This window comes from Nocardia caishijiensis NBRC 108228, from assembly GCF_001612825.1.
GTDB classification, from domain to species: Bacteria; Actinomycetota; Actinomycetes; order Mycobacteriales; family Mycobacteriaceae; genus Nocardia; species Nocardia caishijiensis.
In genome coordinates this window covers 1-15,050 of sequence record NZ_BDBE01000047.1, presented here as the reverse complement: position 1 = coordinate 15,050, position 15,050 = coordinate 1, and the positions used below count along the sequence as shown (strand labels likewise).

Annotated in this window: 15 protein-coding genes; 7 read left to right on the top strand and 8 right to left on the bottom strand. The window is 67.8% G+C overall.

The genetic code is table 11. The annotated features are described in order from the left end of the window. Positions 1 to 128: 128 nt before the first annotated feature. Genes NC7_RS25090 through NC7_RS25080 form a run of 3 tightly spaced genes read left to right on the top strand, consistent with a single transcriptional unit; the run spans position 129 to position 2,850 of the window. On the top strand, positions 129 to 1,295 hold the full coding sequence (locus NC7_RS25090; RefSeq protein ID WP_157102169.1) for a hypothetical protein: 1,167 nt from the start codon (positions 129 to 131) through the stop codon (positions 1,293 to 1,295). Positions 1,296 to 1,306: 11 nt separating this feature from the next. Beyond that, on the top strand, positions 1,307 to 1,822 hold the full coding sequence (locus NC7_RS25085; protein WP_067987371.1) for an ImmA/IrrE family metallo-endopeptidase: 516 nt from the start codon (positions 1,307 to 1,309) through the stop codon (positions 1,820 to 1,822). After that, on the top strand, positions 1,819 to 2,850 hold the full coding sequence (locus NC7_RS25080) for a hypothetical protein (RefSeq protein WP_067987369.1): 1,032 nt from the start codon (positions 1,819 to 1,821) through the stop codon (positions 2,848 to 2,850). The genes NC7_RS25085 and NC7_RS25080 overlap by 4 nt, the downstream gene beginning before the upstream one ends. A gap of 77 nt (positions 2,851 to 2,927) precedes the next feature. Here the strand turns inward: NC7_RS25080 and NC7_RS25075 are convergent, their stop codons facing one another. After that, complete coding sequence (locus NC7_RS25075; protein WP_019044759.1) at positions 2,928 to 3,344, bottom strand: helix-turn-helix domain-containing protein; 417 nt, start codon at positions 3,342 to 3,344, stop codon at positions 2,928 to 2,930. A gap of 365 nt (positions 3,345 to 3,709) precedes the next feature. Beyond that, positions 3,710 to 4,873 carry a steroid 3-ketoacyl-CoA thiolase gene (locus NC7_RS25070; RefSeq protein ID WP_067987511.1) on the bottom strand — a complete coding sequence of 388 codons (1,164 nt, stop codon included), beginning with the start codon at positions 4,871 to 4,873 and terminating at the stop codon, positions 3,710 to 3,712. Positions 4,874 to 5,005: 132 nt separating this feature from the next. Here NC7_RS25070 and NC7_RS25065 point away from each other — a divergent pair, with 132 nt between their 5' ends. Continuing rightward, the gene (locus NC7_RS25065; protein WP_084458780.1) at positions 5,006 to 6,286 is read left to right on the top strand and encodes a cytochrome P450; all 1,281 of its coding nucleotides are present in this window, start codon (positions 5,006 to 5,008) and stop codon (positions 6,284 to 6,286) included. A gap of 57 nt (positions 6,287 to 6,343) precedes the next feature. Here the strand turns inward: NC7_RS25065 and NC7_RS25060 are convergent, their stop codons facing one another. From NC7_RS25060 to NC7_RS25040, 5 genes are read right to left on the bottom strand one after another with little or no spacing between them, the layout of a single operon-like run. Then, positions 6,344 to 6,745, bottom strand: a complete 402-nt coding sequence (locus tag NC7_RS25060; protein ID WP_067987364.1) for a nuclear transport factor 2 family protein — start codon at positions 6,743 to 6,745, stop codon at positions 6,344 to 6,346. Beyond that, positions 6,742 to 7,626 carry a TIGR03619 family F420-dependent LLM class oxidoreductase gene (locus tag NC7_RS25055; protein WP_067987361.1) on the bottom strand — a complete coding sequence of 295 codons (885 nt, stop codon included), beginning with the start codon at positions 7,624 to 7,626 and terminating at the stop codon, positions 6,742 to 6,744. The genes NC7_RS25060 and NC7_RS25055 overlap by 4 nt, the downstream gene beginning before the upstream one ends. Then, a complete protein-coding gene (locus NC7_RS25050) occupies positions 7,623 to 8,792 on the bottom strand; it encodes a thiolase family protein (protein WP_067987358.1) in 1,170 nt (389 codons plus the stop codon). The genes NC7_RS25055 and NC7_RS25050 overlap by 4 nt, the downstream gene beginning before the upstream one ends. Further along, positions 8,789 to 9,808: a thiolase family protein gene (locus tag NC7_RS25045; protein WP_236573236.1), complete on the bottom strand. Its 1,020-nt coding sequence runs from the start codon at positions 9,806 to 9,808 to the stop codon at positions 8,789 to 8,791. Before NC7_RS25045 ends, NC7_RS25050 begins: the two co-directional genes overlap by 4 nt. 10 nt (positions 9,809 to 9,818) lie before the next feature. After that, positions 9,819 to 10,787, bottom strand: a complete 969-nt coding sequence (locus NC7_RS25040) for a Zn-ribbon domain-containing OB-fold protein (RefSeq protein ID WP_067987352.1) — start codon at positions 10,785 to 10,787, stop codon at positions 9,819 to 9,821. A gap of 61 nt (positions 10,788 to 10,848) precedes the next feature. Between NC7_RS25040 and NC7_RS25035 the strand changes: the two genes are divergently transcribed. Both NC7_RS25035 and NC7_RS25030 read left to right on the top strand, forming a co-directional pair. Further along, entirely contained in the window at positions 10,849 to 11,886 is a 1,038-nt protein-coding gene (locus NC7_RS25035) for an LLM class F420-dependent oxidoreductase (RefSeq protein WP_067987349.1), read from the top strand. 22 nt (positions 11,887 to 11,908) lie between these two features. Continuing rightward, positions 11,909 to 13,444, top strand: coding sequence for an acyl-CoA synthetase (locus NC7_RS25030; RefSeq protein ID WP_067987348.1), 1,536 nt, complete (start codon positions 11,909 to 11,911; stop codon positions 13,442 to 13,444). A 13-nt stretch (positions 13,445 to 13,457) separates the two neighbouring features. On the opposite strand, the gene NC7_RS25025 is transcribed toward NC7_RS25030, so the two are convergent. Beyond that, a complete protein-coding gene (locus NC7_RS25025) occupies positions 13,458 to 14,456 on the bottom strand; it encodes a sigma-70 family RNA polymerase sigma factor (RefSeq protein ID WP_067987345.1) in 999 nt (332 codons plus the stop codon). Positions 14,457 to 14,606: 150 nt separating this feature from the next. Between NC7_RS25025 and NC7_RS25020 the strand changes: the two genes are divergently transcribed. Continuing rightward, complete coding sequence (locus NC7_RS25020) at positions 14,607 to 15,023, top strand: VOC family protein (RefSeq protein ID WP_067987505.1); 417 nt, start codon at positions 14,607 to 14,609, stop codon at positions 15,021 to 15,023. Positions 15,024 to 15,050 lie beyond the last annotated feature (27 nt).

Below are 15,050 nucleotides of genomic sequence, written 5' to 3'. Positions count from 1 at the left end.
GACGGCTCTTGCGCTCTCCTGCGGGGTTCTGCGAGTGGGTTTACTATGGGCTACTGTTCGTCGATCCCGGAATGAATCGCGACCGGGGGTAATGCTGCGCGGAATTACTTGAAGGGGATGACAGGCGCATGGCCGTTGGTCGCATGTTGCGCGTTCTCGCCGCTGCGAGTGTCTTGGCCGGTTGTTCCCTACTGGGGCCCGTCGCCGCCTTCGCCGCGCCGGAAAAGCCGCCGACGCCCGCCGCGCAACCGTCCGGCAGCGGAAGCACCGGCATCGGGGGTAGCGGCGGTGAACCGGCTGAGGAGCCCGCCAAGGGCAAGCCGATCGAACTCACCCTGCCGGGTACGGGCAGCGGCAACGACCCGGCACCGGCGAATCACGGCGATCCACCCCAGACCGGTGCGGAAGTCGCCGAAGAGACCGAGTGGACCCCGCTGAGCATCCCCGGCCAGGACCCGGCCGAACTCCCGACCAAGGAAGTGGCCGGTCCGGCCTCCGGCTCCGCCGTCCTCGGCGCGGGCTCGGCCGCCGCCGGACTGGTGCTCGGCACCGGATCGGCAGGCCTCGGCGTGCTCCTCGGCACCGGCTCCGCTGGCCTGGGCGCCGTGCTCGGCACGGGCTCGGCAGGCGCCTTCGCGATCCTCGGCACCGGTTCCGCCGGTGCCGCCGCCGTACTCGGCACCGGTTCGGCCGGAGCGGCCGCGGTGCTCGGCACCGGTTCGGCCGCCGTCGGCTCGGCCGCGGCGGGGACGGGCTCGGCGCTGGCCGGTACCGGCTCCGCGGCCGTCGGCTCGGCTGCCGTCGGATCCGCCGCGGTCGGTTCCGCGGGCGCTGGTTCGGCGGCGACCGGTTCGGCTGCCGTCGGTTCGGCGGCTGTCGGTTCGGCTTCGCCGTTGCTGCTGTTGCTCCTGCTGCAGACCCCGCCGACGCCATCGCCCGCGCTGCCCGCGATCGCGATCCCGCCCGCACCCGGCACGCCGTCGATTCCGGGCATCGCCGCGCCGAATGTGGCGGTGGCGGCACCGGCCCCGGCCGATGCGCCGCCGCCCCCGGCCGCCGCCCCCGCGCCGCCTGCCGCCGCCGCGCCCGCTCAGGCCGCCAAGCCCAACCACGAGGTCCGGCCGACCAGCGACAACAGCGGTCTGCCCGAACCCGAGCTGCTCTCGGTGATCGGCGGCCTGATCGCGCTCACCCTGGCCGGAACCGGTTCGGGCGCAGTGAGTTTCCAAGGTGCCGCGGCCGCGCAGGCGCGGCTGAACGCGGCGCGTGCCGAGTTCTTCGGACCGAGGTCGTGAGGGGATCTTCGATGAGCAAGAGCAAGACCCAGTCCACCTCGCGGTCCTATCGTCGCGTCGCCGCCGCCGTCGACGCGGTGTGCGCGGTCGCCGCCGACTCCGACGCGACCACCCTCGATGAGGTGGTCGCGGCGGTCTCGCTCGAGCGGCAACGCGAAATCGAGATCACCAGTGCGCAATTGGGCCCCGGTGTGTGCGGGCAGCGCCGGTTCTACCCCGAACGCGACATCATCGTGCTCGCCGACGCCCTGCCCAGCCGCGACCACACCCTCGCCCACGAACTCGGGCACATCGTCTTCGACCACGAGGGCGCACCCGCGGTCGAGACGACACTCGAGGTCAGCGACGACCTCATCGCCTACATGCTCAGTCAGCGCGCCCACGCCCAGATCGTCGAGGACGGAAGCGACGACCTGGCCGAGTGGGAGGCCGAGACCTTCGCGGCCATGCTCATGACCCGACTGCGCGTCTTCAACAACCGGGGCGCAGGCGTCTCGGTCCTTCGATTCGATGAGGCACTCGGATGACACTCTGGTTGACAGCCCTGCTGGTCTGGGTTGCCGCGGGTGCGCGAGTGGGGCGCGTGCTCGTGAAGCCCGCGACAACGGCCCGCGTGGCCATCGTCGTCGCGGTCGCCGCCGTCGCACTCGCCTCGACCGTCGCCATCCCCGATATCGCCGTCGCCGTCGACAATCTGCTCCCGGGCGGCCTGCACAGCGGCTGGTTGTCCACGGGCATCGTCGATTCGGCGTGGATCCTGTTCACCACCGCCACCTCGGTGGTCGCCTCGGCGGCCTGGCCGGTGGTGTCGCGGCGCAACCTGCGCCAGGTCGCGACGGTCGTGTACGGCATCGGCGCCCTCGCCATCGTGCTGACGCTGGCCTGGTCGTTCATCTTCGGCTGGATCGTCGTCGCGCTCGGCGCGGTCTTCATCGTCACCACCGGCCTGCGCAATCTGGACTGGACCACGCTCGGCCGTGGTATCGCGATCTACACGGCGGGAACGGCGCTGGTCGCCGTGCTCGCCTTCGCCAACGCGGGCCGAGCCTTCCAGGGCGCCGAGCCGACCCCGCCCGGTCAGCCGACGTGGGGCTGGCAGGCGTGGGAGATCGCGAGCCTGCTGATCTCGCTCGGGGCGGTGTCGATCGTCATCGAGCTGTGGTGGCGGGCCCGAATCCTGTTGCGGCGCATCCGTCCGCTGCACAAGCTGATGGTCGGCCGGTTCCCGGAGGTCGTCGCACCCGAGCAGAACGCCACCTCGGCGCAGCTGAAGGCCTCCGACCACGTGGCGCAGGTGATGGACGCGCTGTATCTGCTCTCGGGCAGCGGCATCGTCATCCCGGCGGCGGGGGAGCCACCGAACTCGGTGCCCGAGCGTGCGGCCGTGGTGGCCGAGTGGGCCCGAAATCCCCTGGGGGACTTGTTCGTCGACGCGCGCTGGATCGCGCCGCCACCGGGCGTGAGTCCGCGCGGCTGGGTGCTGGCACTGGCGCGCAGGTACGAGGTGGCGGTGGCGACGGCGGGTGCGCCGCAGAACGCCGCCGCGTCGAGCTGACACCGGCAACAAGAACGGGCCCGAGCTGGTGTCTCCACCGGCTCAGGCCCGTTCTTCGCGTATCCGCCTGGTTGTTCCTATTCCGTTCCATCCGGAGGAATTTCGGGCAAGCCTTCGCTGGCCCGCAACTTCTCCGCCATGGAGGTGAGCAGATTCTGTGATTCTTCCGAGAGGTCGAATGCCCGGCTGGACAGACGACGCAGCCCGTAACCCTGTAGCTGCGCAAGCAGTTCCAGGTCGTGATCGATCTTGGCCGCGTAGATGTCGTTGAAGAAGTAGTCAGGCTTGACCTTGAAGAACTTCGCCAGGGCGGCCACCGTCTCGTCGGACGGGTTGGTTCGTTGTCCCGACCGCAGCTGCGAGAGATACGGCTTGGAGATCGGATGCCCGGAGGCAGTCAGCGCAGCCGCAACCTCTGCGTTGGTGTGCGGCTTGCGCCCCGGGGGATGCACGGTTTCGAACAGCTTGTTCAGCCGCGCCGCGAAATCAGCCATTGTGAGCCGCCCAATTCCCTTCACTGTACTAACAGTCGTTATCTCGGATACGTATCATTGATATTAGCGGCTCAGTAACTGAAAACCTACGCCTGATTCAGGATTTCTCCGCGGATTCCGACGCTCACCTGCGTACAGGGCCCGCGACAGCCGCGTTTGCGGGGTCACGTCAACGACTCTTGTGGAGCCGGTGGGTGCCAAGGTTCGTGCCCGTCGCGGGGGTCTTCCACCTCGGACCCATGATAGCCCAAAGATTGCTGATGCCTCATCATCCCCCTCGCCCCTCGGACCGTGTGGCGTACGACACGTTCCGGGCGCTTTGAGATGAATGTTCAACCTGGGCGCCCGGTTTCGGTGCGTCCAGTCTACAGGCGCTCGATGATCGTGCCGGTCGCAAGGGCTCCACCGGCGCACATGAGCACCATCGCGGTTCCCTTGCCCGTGCGTTCGAGCTCGTGTAATGCGGTCGTGATCAGACGAGAACCGGTGGAGCCGACAGGATGCCCGATTGCGATCGCACCGCCGTTGACATTTACCCGTTCCATGTCCGGCTGATGTACAGAAGCCCACGAAAGGGCAACCGCCGCGAATGCTTCGTTGATCTCGAAAAGATCGATATCACCGATCGCCATTCCCGAGCGTTCCAGCAGCCGGGTGCACGCCTGCACGGGTCCGTCCAGATGGAACTCTGGTTCAGCGCCGACGAGTACCTGGGTGCGGATCCGCGCGCGCGGTCGCAAACCCTTTCCCCTGGCGACGGTTTCGTCCATCAGCAGCACCGCCGCGGCGCCGTCGGAAATCTGCGACGACGTCCCGGCGGTGTGCAGACCGTCGGTGACCACCGGCTTCAGCTTGGCCAGGCCCTCGATCGTGCTCGCGCGCAAGCCCTCGTCGCGGGTCACCTCGGCCTTCTCGCCGGTCGGCGCGCCCTCGCTGTCGAGCACCGGGGCCACCACGGGCAGTACCTCGCGATCGAAGCGGCCCTCGGCCCAGGCGGCGGCGGCCAATTGCTGTGAGCGCAGGCCGAATTGGTCCAGGTCGTCGCGAGTGAGCCCACGCCTGCGCGCGATTCGCTCGGCCGCGCCGAACTGATCCGGCAGGTCGATCGACCACGACTCCGGCCTGCGCGGTCCCGCCGCGGTGCCCACATTGGCGCCGAGCGGCACCCGACTCATCGCCTCCACGCCGCAGGCCATGCCGATGTCGATGGCGCCGGTGGCGATGAGCCCGGCGACGAGGTGGTTGGCCTGTTGGGCCGAGCCGCACTGCGCGTCGATGGTCGTCGCGCCGGTCTGCCACGGCAGGCCCGCGTGCAGCCACGCGACGCGGGTGACGTTGTTGGACTGCTCGCCCGCCTGGGTGACGCAGCCGCCGATCACCTGCTCCACCTCGGCCGGATCGAGGTCGGCGCGATCGAGCAGCCCGCGCTGGGCCAGGCCGAGCAGTTCGGCCGCGTGCAGCCCGGAAAGCCGCCCGCGGCGCTTGCCGATCGGGGTTCGCACTGCCTCGACGATTACCGGTGTTCCCATCTGCATCTCCCTCTGAACTGCAACGTGTTCTGTTTGCGTTAGCGGGGCAAAACCGCGAGGTTCTTCCGTCGTGGCATACCCTGTGCTTGAATGATTGTAGAACGTGTTTCAGTTTGTCGAAGGAGACATCTGGTGGTAGATCCGCGCAACGAAGCCACGGGTACCCTGCCGAACCTGCCCGAGGGGTTCGACGTCACCGACCCGGCCATCTACGCCGAACGTGTCCCGGCGGAGGAATTCGCTGAGCTGCGCCGATCGGCGCCGATCTGGTGGAACCCGCAGTCGCCCGAGGTCGGCGGTTTCCAGGACGACGGCTTCTGGGTGGTCAGCAAGCACGCCGACGTCAAGGAGGTCTCGCGCCGCAGCGATGTCTTCTCCACCTACGAGAACACCGCCATCCCGCGCTTCAGCGACGACATCAAGCGCGAGCAGATCGAACTGCAGCGCTTCGTCATCCTGAACAAGGACGCCCCGGAGCACACCAAGCTGCGCAAACTGATCTCCAAGGGCTTCACCCCGCGTGCGGTGAACAGCCTGCGCGCCGAGCTGTCCTCGCGCGCCGAGAAGATCGTGAAGGCGGCCGCCGAGTCGGGCGGCGGCGACTTCGTCACCCAGGTGGCCTGTGAGCTGCCGCTGCAGGCGATCGCCGAGCTCATCGGGGTGCCGCAGGAGGACCGGATGAAGGTCTTCACCTGGTCCAACGACATGACCGGCTACGACGATCCCGACAATGTCGACGTCGACCCCGTCGCGGCATCGATGGAGCTGCTCGGCTACTCGTACCAGATGGCCGAGGCGCGCAAGGCCTGCCCGGCCGACGACCTGGTCACCACCCTGATCGAGGCCGATGTCGACGGTGAGTCGCTGAGCGCGGAGGAGTTCGGCTTCTTCGTCATCGTGCTCGCGGTGGCGGGCAACGAGACCACGCGCAATGCCATCAGCCACGGGATGATCGCGTTCATGGAGAACCCCGACCAGTGGGAGTTGTTCAAGAAGGAACGGCCGACCACCGCGGTCGACGAGATCATCCGCTGGGCCACCCCGGTCACCTCTTTCCAGCGCACCGCGCTCGAGGACACCGAGCTGGGCGGCGTGCGGATCAAGAAGGGCCAGCGGCTGGTGATGCTGTACCGCTCGGCGAACTTCGACGAGGACGTGTTCGAGAACCCCGAGAAGTTCGACATCATGCGCAAGGAGAACCCGCACCTGTCCTTCGGCGGCACCGGTGCGCACTTCTGTGTCGGCGCGAACCTGGCGCGACTGGAGATCGAGCTGATCTTCAACGCCATCGCCGACCACCTGCCCGACATCAGCAAGATCGGCGACCCCAAGCGCCTGCGCTCGGGTTGGCTCAACGGCATCAAGGAGCTCCCGGTCGACTACAAGACCAAGGGCTGCCCGGTTTCGCATTGAAACACCAGATACAACAGCCCCGGACCGAAAGGTCCGGGGCTGTTGTGTTTTTGGCGTTCAGGAGGCCTTGCGGCCGGTCGCCATCGCCCGGTCGACCTCCCAGAAGGCACGCAGGGCGACGATCTTGCCGTCGGCGTCGACCCGATAGGTGAACACGCCCTCGGCGTCGATGAGGTAACCGGCCATGGTGGTGCGGATCAGTCCGGTGAACGCGATCTCGTCGCCGCACGCGAAGGAGTCCTCGAAGAGGAATTCGATCGAGTCGGTGTTGGCGATGGCCATGTCCCAGAACGCACCGATCGCCTCGTGGCCGCGATGACCGACGCCCTCGGGGTCGAAACCCGAAGGGCCGACCGGGTCCTCGACGATGCCGTCCTCGGCGAACAGTGCGATCCAGGCCGCGCGGTCCTTGGCGCGGACCGCGGCCTGAGAGGCGAGTCCGGCTTCGCGCGCGTTCACGACGCCGCCACGATGGGGTCGGCGATGTACTTCTCGGCGAACCGGCGCAGCGAGTCCTGTTTGGCGGCCAGTTCGCCGTCGAAGCCGATGCCGTCGAAGAGCCACGGCACCACAATGGTGTCGGTGACGCCCGCGTCGGCCAGGTCCTGATAGCCATCGCGGCCGTGGCGGTCGATGCAGACCGCCTGGATCTCGAAGGGCTCGTCCGCCCGGTCGTACTCGGCGCGCAGTGCGCGCAGGGTCGCGATGGTCTCGGTGAGCTGGTCGAACTTCATCATCGCCGAGGTCCAGCCGTCGCCGCCGCGAGCCGCGCGGCGCAGGGCGGGACCGGTGTGGCCGCCGATGTAGAACGGCACCCGCTCGGTGGGGGCCGGGCTCATCTGCAAGGGATCGAAGTCGTAGAACTCGCCGTGGTACTCGACCATGCCGCCGTCGAGGACCAGCTTGATGACCTCGATCATCTCGTCCACCCGGGCGCCGCGCTTGGCGTAGGGCACCCCGCACCACTCGAATTCCTCCGGTGCCCAGCCGATTCCGACACCGAAGCCGAACCGGTTGCCCGACATGTTCGCGATCGAACCGACCTGGCGGGCCAGCAGCAGCGGATTGCGGGAACCGAGCTTGAGTACGTTGGTGTAGAACCGCAGGGTCGTCGTCACCGCCGACATCGACGCCGCGGCGATCAGCGGGTCGACCCACGGCGTCTCGGGCCCCCAGAATCGGCTTCCGTCCGGGGTGTACGGGTAGTCCGCGCTCTGGGACTTCATGTAGAACAGCGAGTCGGGCAGGCCGATGGAGGTGAAACCACACTCCTCGGCCGTCCTGGCCAGCTCGGTCAGTTGGTCGAGCGGGCTCAAGGCCACGCCGAGCGTGAATTTCATTCGGGGCGCTCGCTTCCCACGACCCACATCGCGAAGTACTGTGACCCGCCGCCGTAGGCGTGGCCGAGCGCCTTGCGCGCGTCCGCGACCTGGTAGTCGCCCGCCCGGCCCATCACCTGCTTGGCGGCCTCGGCGAATCGGATGAGACCCGAGGCGCCGATCGGGTTGGACGAGAGCACACCACCCGAGGGGTTCACCGGCAACCGGCCACCGATCTCCGTCTCGCCCTTGTCGGTGAGCTTCCAGCCGTCGCCCTCGGCGGCGAAGCCGAGGTTCTCCAGCCACATCGGCTCGAACCAGGAGAACGGCACGTAGATCTCGGCGACGTCGATCTCCTCGAGCGGGTCGGTGATGCCCGCGGCGGCCCACAGTGCGGCGGCCGCGTCGCGACCGGCCCTCGGATTCACCTGATCGCGCCCGGAGAAGGTGGTCGGTTCGGTACGCATCGAGGTGCCGTGCACCCACGCGACCGTCTTGCCCTGTGCCTCGACGGCGGCCGCGGCCTCGGCGTTGCCGATCACCACCGCGCAGGCGCCGTCGGAGGACGGGCACGTCTCGTCGAAACGGATCGGGTCCCACAGCATCTGGGATGCCAGTACCGATTCCAGGGTGATGTCGGGCTGATGCAGGTGGGCGAGGGGGTTCTTGGCGCCGTTGCGCCGGTCCTTCACGGCCACCTGGGCGCCGATGTGCATGGGCGCGTTGGAGCGGCGGATGTAGGAGCGTACGTGCGGGGCGAAGTATCCGCCCGCGCCCGCGCCGACCGGCATGGTGAACGGCACCGGAATCGACAACGCCCACATGGCATTCGACTCCGACTGCTTCTCCCACGCGATCGCGAGCACCTTGCCGTGCACACCGGCCTGCACCAGGTTGGTGGCGACAATGCCGGTCGACCCGCCGACCGAACCCGCCGTATGCACGCGCAGCAGTGGCTTGCCGATCGCGCCGAGTGCTTCGGCCAGGTACAGCTCGGGCATCATGACGCCCTCGAAGAAGTCGGGCGCCTTGCCGACCACGACCGCATCGATCTCGTCGATGGTCAGGCCCGCGTCATCGAGCGCGCGATCGATCGCCTCACGACACATGCCCGCCATGGACACGTCCGCACGTTTTGTCACGTGATGTGTTTGACCGGTGCCGAGCACCGCTGCGGGGAAGCTCATGATGCCTCGGATTCCAGGACGGCGACCAGGTTCTGCTGCAGCGCTGGGCCGCTGGTCGCATGGGCGAGGGTCCGGTTCGCGGTGCCGGACATGATGGCCGTGGCGGCATTGCCGATCCGCTCGAGACCGGCCGCGAACATCGGGTTGGCCGCGAGTGCCCCGCCGGACGGATTGATCGTGGTGTCGGGGGACAGGCCGATCGCCTCGGCCAGGATCAGCTGCTGATGACTGAACGGTGCGTGCAGTTCGGCCACGTCGAAGTCGGTGTTGCCCCGGGTCACGGCGGCGGCCGCGCGGGTGGTCGACGGCGAGCGGGTCAGGTCGCGGACACCGAACGTCTGGGGGTCGATATTGTGCGCCATGCCGGTGATCCAGGCCGGGCGCTCGCACAGTTCGCGCGCCCGGTCGCCCACCGCGAGCACGATCGCCGCCGCGCCGTCGGTGATCGGCGCGATGTCGTGGGCCCGCAGGGGATCCGCGACATACGGTGCGGCGAGCAGGGATTCGATGTCACCACCGGTGACGGCGGCCATGTCCTGCTCGGTCCAGCGGCCCGCGTCGAGCCCGGCGCGCGCCTGTAAGCCCGCGACGGAGATGGCATCGGGCCACAGCGGGCCGACGAGATACGGGTCGAGTTGCCTGCTCAACACCTGGCGCAGCGTGCCCGCCGACGACTTGCCGAAGCCGTAGACGAGGGCGGTCCGCGCCTGCCCGGACAGCAGTTTCACCCACGCCTCGTAGAGCGCCCACGCGGCGTCCATCTCCACGTGCGATTCGTTGATCGGCGGCACCGCGCCGATCGCGTCGACCGCCGAGATGAACGAGAAAGCACGTCCGGCAAGGTAATCCGAGGAACCCGAGCACCAGAAGTCGATGTCGGACTTGGAGATGCCGAGGTCGGCGTAGAGCTGCTGGAAGCACGGCACGAGCATTTCGACGCCGTTGGTGGTGCCGAAGGTCTCCGGCACGTGCGGTGCGTGGGCGAACCCCACCACCGCGATTTCGGGTGTAGTCACGTCGCCTCTCTCAGAGGTGGTGCTGGTAGGACTCGTACGCGGCATCGGGCTCGCCGGTCGGGCGGAAGTGATCGATGTTGGCCAGGGCGTGGCCCCACTCCTCGCGCGGCTTCCACACGGCCTCGACCCGCATGCCCATGCGCACCTCGGACGCCTCGCATCCGAGAACCAGGTGCAGGAACGGGATATCTGCACCGTCGAGCAACACATAGGCGGCGACGTAGGGCGGCTTGATCCGCTGGCCGAGGAACGGCACGTTCACGATGCAGAAGGTGGTCACCGTGCCCTTGTCGGGCAGTTCCACCAGGTCGTCGGTGGGGGTGCCGTCGGTCGGGTTGGCACCGCGCGGCGGGAAGTACACGGCCCCACCGGTTTCGGAGCGGCCACCGATCAGCTTGCCCTCGGCGAGGCCGCGCAGGTATACGCTCTCCTGCGGTGACGCGGTGTGCTTGTAGCTCATGTCGACCGGCGTCACCAGCATGGTGACCGGTTCGGCGGCGTCCTCGGTTGGCGGTGCGGTCGCGCCCTCGCCCGGTTCGAAGCAGGCGATGTCGGCGATGGTGCCGGTGCGTTCCTCGGCCCAGCGCACGCGCACCCGCATCCCGGTGCTCACCTGCGCGGGTTCGGTGACGTCCAGGGCGTGCAGCATGCTGGTGTCGGCACCGTCGAGCTGCACGAGCGCCCACGCGAACGGGCGGTCGAACGGCTGACCGGGCAGCGGCTCGGCCACCCACGTCCAGGACCGCACCGTGCCGGTGGTCTCGACCCGCACCAATTCGGCCAAGGGGGCCGAAGTGATGGGATCGTATTCCTGGGCGGGTACCAGCACCCGGCCGTCACTGCCGCGCACGCCGAGTATGCGGCGCTCGCGCAGTCCGGTCAGGAAGGCTCCGATGATCGGTCCGACGGATCTGGTGTAGTCGAACTGCACCCGAAGGGGTGCACTCAATACTTCCACTGCGGTATTCCCCTTGGTCACGATATCGAGTAGAACAGGTTCTTATTCTGCACGCAAGGATTCGCCGGAAAGGGCGTCGGCCATGAAATTCGGACTGCAACTCGGATACTGGGGTGCGCAGCCGCCCGTAAACGCGGGCGAGATGGTCGTCGCGGCCGAGGAGGCCGGGTTCGACGCGGTGTTCGCGGCCGAGTCCTGGGGGTCGGACGCCTTCACTCCGCTCGCCTGGTGGGGCTCGTCCACGAAGCGCGTGCGCCTGGGCACTTCGGTGGCCCAGCTGTCGGCGCGCACGCCCGCCGCGGCCGCGATGCACGCGCTCACGCTGGATCACCTCAGCGGTGGCCGGGCCATTCTCGGGCTCGGCGTGTCCGGTCCGCAGGTGGTGGAGGGCTGGTACGGGCAGCCGTTCGCGCAGCCGCTGCGGCGCACCCGCGAGTATGTCGACATCGTGCGCAAGGTGCTGGCGCGCGAGGCCCCGGTGACCTCTGACAGCCAGGTCTACGGCCTGCCCTACACCGGGCCCGGCGCCACCGGCCTGGGCAAACCGCTCAAGCCGATCGTGCATCCGCTGCGCGCCGACCTGCCGATCTGGCTCGGCGCCGAGGGTCCGAAGAACATCGCGCAGACGGCCGAGATCGCCGACGGCTGGCTCGCGATCTACTACGCCCCACGCCTGGCGGGCATGTACAACGAGTGGCTCGACGAGGGCTTCGCGCGGCCGGGTGCCCGTCGTTCACGGGCGGATTTCGAGATCGCGGCCAGCGCCCAGGTGGTGGTCACCGACGATCCGGCCGCCGAGATCGAGCGGATGCGTTGGGTCACCTCGCTCTACATCGGCGGCATGGGCGCACCCGAGCTGAATTTCCACGCCCAGGTCTACAAGCGGATGGGCTACGACAAGGAGGTCGACGAGATCTCGACGTTGTTCCGGGCCGGGCGCAAGGCCGAGGCGGCCGCCGCGGTGCCCGACGAGCTCATCACCGATACCGCGATCTTCGGCGACGAGGCGCACGTCCGCACCCGATTGCGGGAATGGGAGGACGCCGGTGTGACCATGATGCTGATCTCGGTTTCCGATGCCGAACAACTTCGTCGGCTCCAACCCCTTGTTACGCAGTAGAACACGTTCTAAATTCGTAGGGGTGAGCAGTCAGCAGACAACGGAAATCCTCGGACTGTGGAATATCGCCGCGGCCGAACCCGAGCGGGTCGCCGTCGTCGACCCGGACGGCCGGGAGATCACCTACCGAGAATTGGCCACTCTCGCCAATCGCTACGCCAACGGACTACGCGGGATCGGATTGCGGACCGGAGACGTCGTTGTCAGCATGCTGCACAACGGCGTCGAGGCGATCGCCGCGTACTTCGCCGCCTACCAGGCCGGTTTCTACATCGTCGCGGTCAACTGGCACCTGACCGCGCCGGAAATCGCCTACATCCTCCAGGACAGCGACGCCTCCGCGTTCCTGGCCAGCGAACGGTTCGCCGCCACCGCCGCCGCTGCCGCCGAGGAGGCCGGACTACCCGCCGACGCCCGCTTCTCCGTCGGCACCATCGATGGCTTCCGGCCGGTGTCGTGGCTCGGCGCCGCCGATACCGGCAGACCCGACGAGCGGTCGGTCGGCGCGCCGATGCTCTACACCTCCGGGACCACCGGTCGGCCCAAGGGCGTTCGCCGCCCGCTGACCGGCGCCGATCCCGACGAGGTCCCCGCGCCGAACAAGGCGTTCTTCAGCCTCTTCGGCCTGACACCCTACGACGACCACGTGCACATCTGCGGCTCGCCGCTCTACCACACCGCCGTCCTGAACTTCTCCACCATCTCGATTCAGTTGGGCCACAAGCTCGTTCTGATGGACCGATGGGATGCCGAGGACATGCTCGCGCTCATCGAACGGCACCGGGTGACCCACTCGCACATGGTGCCCACCCAGTTCCACCGCCTGCTCGCCCTGCCGGAAGAGGTGCGCGCCCGCTACGACGTGTCGTCGCTGCGCAGCATGGTGCACGGCGCCGCGCCGTGCCCGCCGCAGACCAAGCGCCAGATGCTGGACTGGTGGGGTCCGGTCGTCACCGAGTACTACGCCGCCACCGAGGGCGGCGGCACCGTGATCTCCGGGACCGAATGGCTGTCCAAGCCGGGATCGGTGGGTAAGGCCTGGCCGTGGTCGGTGGTCAAGGTCCTCGACGAGACCGACGGCAGCGAACTGCCGCCGGGCAAGGAGGGCCTGGTCTACATGAAGATGGGCGCCTCGAGCTTCGAATATCACCACGCCAAGGAGAAGACCGAGGAGTCCCGCGTCGGTGACCTGTTCACCGTCGGCGACATCGGCTACCTCGACGAAGACGGCTATCTGTTCCTCTGCGATCGGCGCTCGGACCTCATCCTCTCCGGCGGGGTGAACATCTACCCGGCCGAGATCGAAGGCGTGCTGATGAGCCACCCGAAGGTCGCCGACGTGGCGGTTCTCGGTGTGCCCGACCCGGATTGGGGTCAGCAGGTGAAGGCGTTCGTGCAGCCGGTGCCCGGTGTCGTTGGCGACGACGAACTGACCGCCGACCTGCTCGGCTTCGCGGCCGGGCAGCTCGCCAAGTACAAGCTGCCCCGCACGGTGGAATACCGTGCGGAGCTGCCCCGCGACCCCAACGGCAAGCTGTACAAGCGTCGGCTGCTCTGAACTAGCCTGTCGCTCAGGCGGCTTCGCGCCACTCGGGCGGCAGGCCGAACAGCGGGAACAGGCGCTGGGTGTCGAGGAAGAAGTTGAGGCCCGCGATGGTGTCGCCCTCGAGCTCGAGCACCGTGATCGACCACGGCACCCAGACGCCCGGCTCCTCGCTCGGCTTGTAATGGCCGAACGCGGGCAGGCCGTTGGCGCCTTCCAGCGGAACCATCCGCGAATCGCGGCAGGCACTTCCCGTGCCGAGCATGAACGCCGCCACGTTCTCCGGGCCGGAGATCCAGAGGTCGAAAGGCGGCATCGACAGCGCCACATCGGCTTTCAGCAAAGTGGTGAGCGCGTCCATGTCGTAGGCCTCGAAGGCCTTGACGAAATCGTCGACCAGTTTGCGCTGATCCGGGTCGGTGTCGTCGAAGCCGTCGGTGACCGCCGGTTGCACCTTCGACATCGTCGAGCGGGCGCGTTGCAACGCGCTGTTCACCGACGCGGGCGACATCATCAGCGCCTCCGCGGTCTCGCTCGCCGAGAAGCGCAACACCTCACGCATGATGAGGATCGCGCGCTGGGTGGCGGGCAGGTGCTGACACGCGGCGACGAACGCGAGGCGCAAGGTGTCCTTGGTCGAGGCGTGGTCGGCCGGATCGGCGCCGAAGGCGAGCGCGTTCGGGATCGGCTCGATCCACACATAATCGGGCTGTGGCATCGGCAGCGGGGAATCCGGGCGGCCCGGGCCGTTCAGATCCATCGGTCTGGCTCGGCTCTGCGGGCGATCGAGCATGTCCAGACAGATGTTGGTGGCGATCTTGTAGAGCCAGGAGCGCAGACTCGCGCGGCCCTCGAACGAATCGTAGGAGCGCCAGGCACGGGTGAACGTCTCCTGCACCGCGTCCTCGGCCTCGAACGAGGAGCCGAGCATGCGGTAGGCGTACGCGCACAACTCGCGCCGGTGGGTTTCGAATTCGGCGAGGACCTCGGGGTCCGGCCCGGTGGTTGCGGTTGTGGCGTCGGTCATAGGTGTCACGATGCCACAGGGGTCCGACAGCCGACAGGGGACGAATCGGACTATCGAGATTTCGGGAATCTTTCGGTTCGGCGATGAATCCTCAGCAGTCACAGCGTCTACATGAACGAGACCGCAACAACGCTCCGAAAGGCTGAAACCATGAGCAGCAAGATGATCTTCATCAACCTCCCCGTCGCCGACCTCGACCGCTCCAAGGGGTTCTACGAGGCACTCGGGTGGAAGGTCAATGAGGATTTCACCGATCAGAACGCGGCCTGCATCGTCGTCGACGACAACATCTGTCTCATGCTGCTGACCAAGGACTTCTTCACGACCTTCAGCAAGCGGCCGATCGCCGATACCGGCAGCCAGGTCGCCGCGGCTTACGCGCTGTCGCTGGGGAGTGCGGCGGAGGTCGACGCGCTGACCGATGCTGCTGTTGCGGCTGGTGCTCGGGAGGAAGTCAACGACGACAAGCGGGCCGAAGAGGCGCAGGTTGGGATGCATGGGCGGACTTTTGTCGACCCTGATGGGCATCAGTGGGAGCCGTTTTTCATGGACTACCCGGGGGCCTGAACTGCCTTGGTGTTTTGTGCACCAGAA

What these genes read in the sequence shown, in the direction of transcription:
- NC7_RS25050 (WP_067987358.1), bottom strand. Translation starts at nt 8,792, where the DNA reads ATGAGCTTCCCCGCAGCGGTGCTCGGCACCGGTCAAACACATCACGTG.
- NC7_RS25080 (WP_067987369.1), top strand. Translation starts at nt 1,819, where the DNA reads ATGACACTCTGGTTGACAGCCCTGCTGGTCTGGGTTGCCGCGGGTGCG.
- NC7_RS25020 (WP_067987505.1), top strand. Translation starts at nt 14,607, where the DNA reads ATGAGCAGCAAGATGATCTTCATCAACCTCCCCGTCGCCGACCTCGAC.
- NC7_RS25075 (WP_019044759.1), bottom strand. Translation starts at nt 3,344, where the DNA reads ATGGCTGATTTCGCGGCGCGGCTGAACAAGCTGTTCGAAACCGTGCAT.
- NC7_RS25085 (WP_067987371.1), top strand. Translation starts at nt 1,307, where the DNA reads ATGAGCAAGAGCAAGACCCAGTCCACCTCGCGGTCCTATCGTCGCGTC.
- NC7_RS25035 (WP_067987349.1), top strand. Translation starts at nt 10,849, where the DNA reads ATGAAATTCGGACTGCAACTCGGATACTGGGGTGCGCAGCCGCCCGTA.
- NC7_RS25070 (WP_067987511.1), bottom strand. Translation starts at nt 4,873, where the DNA reads ATGGGAACACCGGTAATCGTCGAGGCAGTGCGAACCCCGATCGGCAAG.
- NC7_RS25055 (WP_067987361.1), bottom strand. Translation starts at nt 7,626, where the DNA reads ATGAAATTCACGCTCGGCGTGGCCTTGAGCCCGCTCGACCAACTGACC.
- NC7_RS25090 (WP_157102169.1), top strand. Translation starts at nt 129, where the DNA reads ATGGCCGTTGGTCGCATGTTGCGCGTTCTCGCCGCTGCGAGTGTCTTG.
- NC7_RS25025 (WP_067987345.1), bottom strand. Translation starts at nt 14,456, where the DNA reads ATGACCGACGCCACAACCGCAACCACCGGGCCGGACCCCGAGGTCCTC.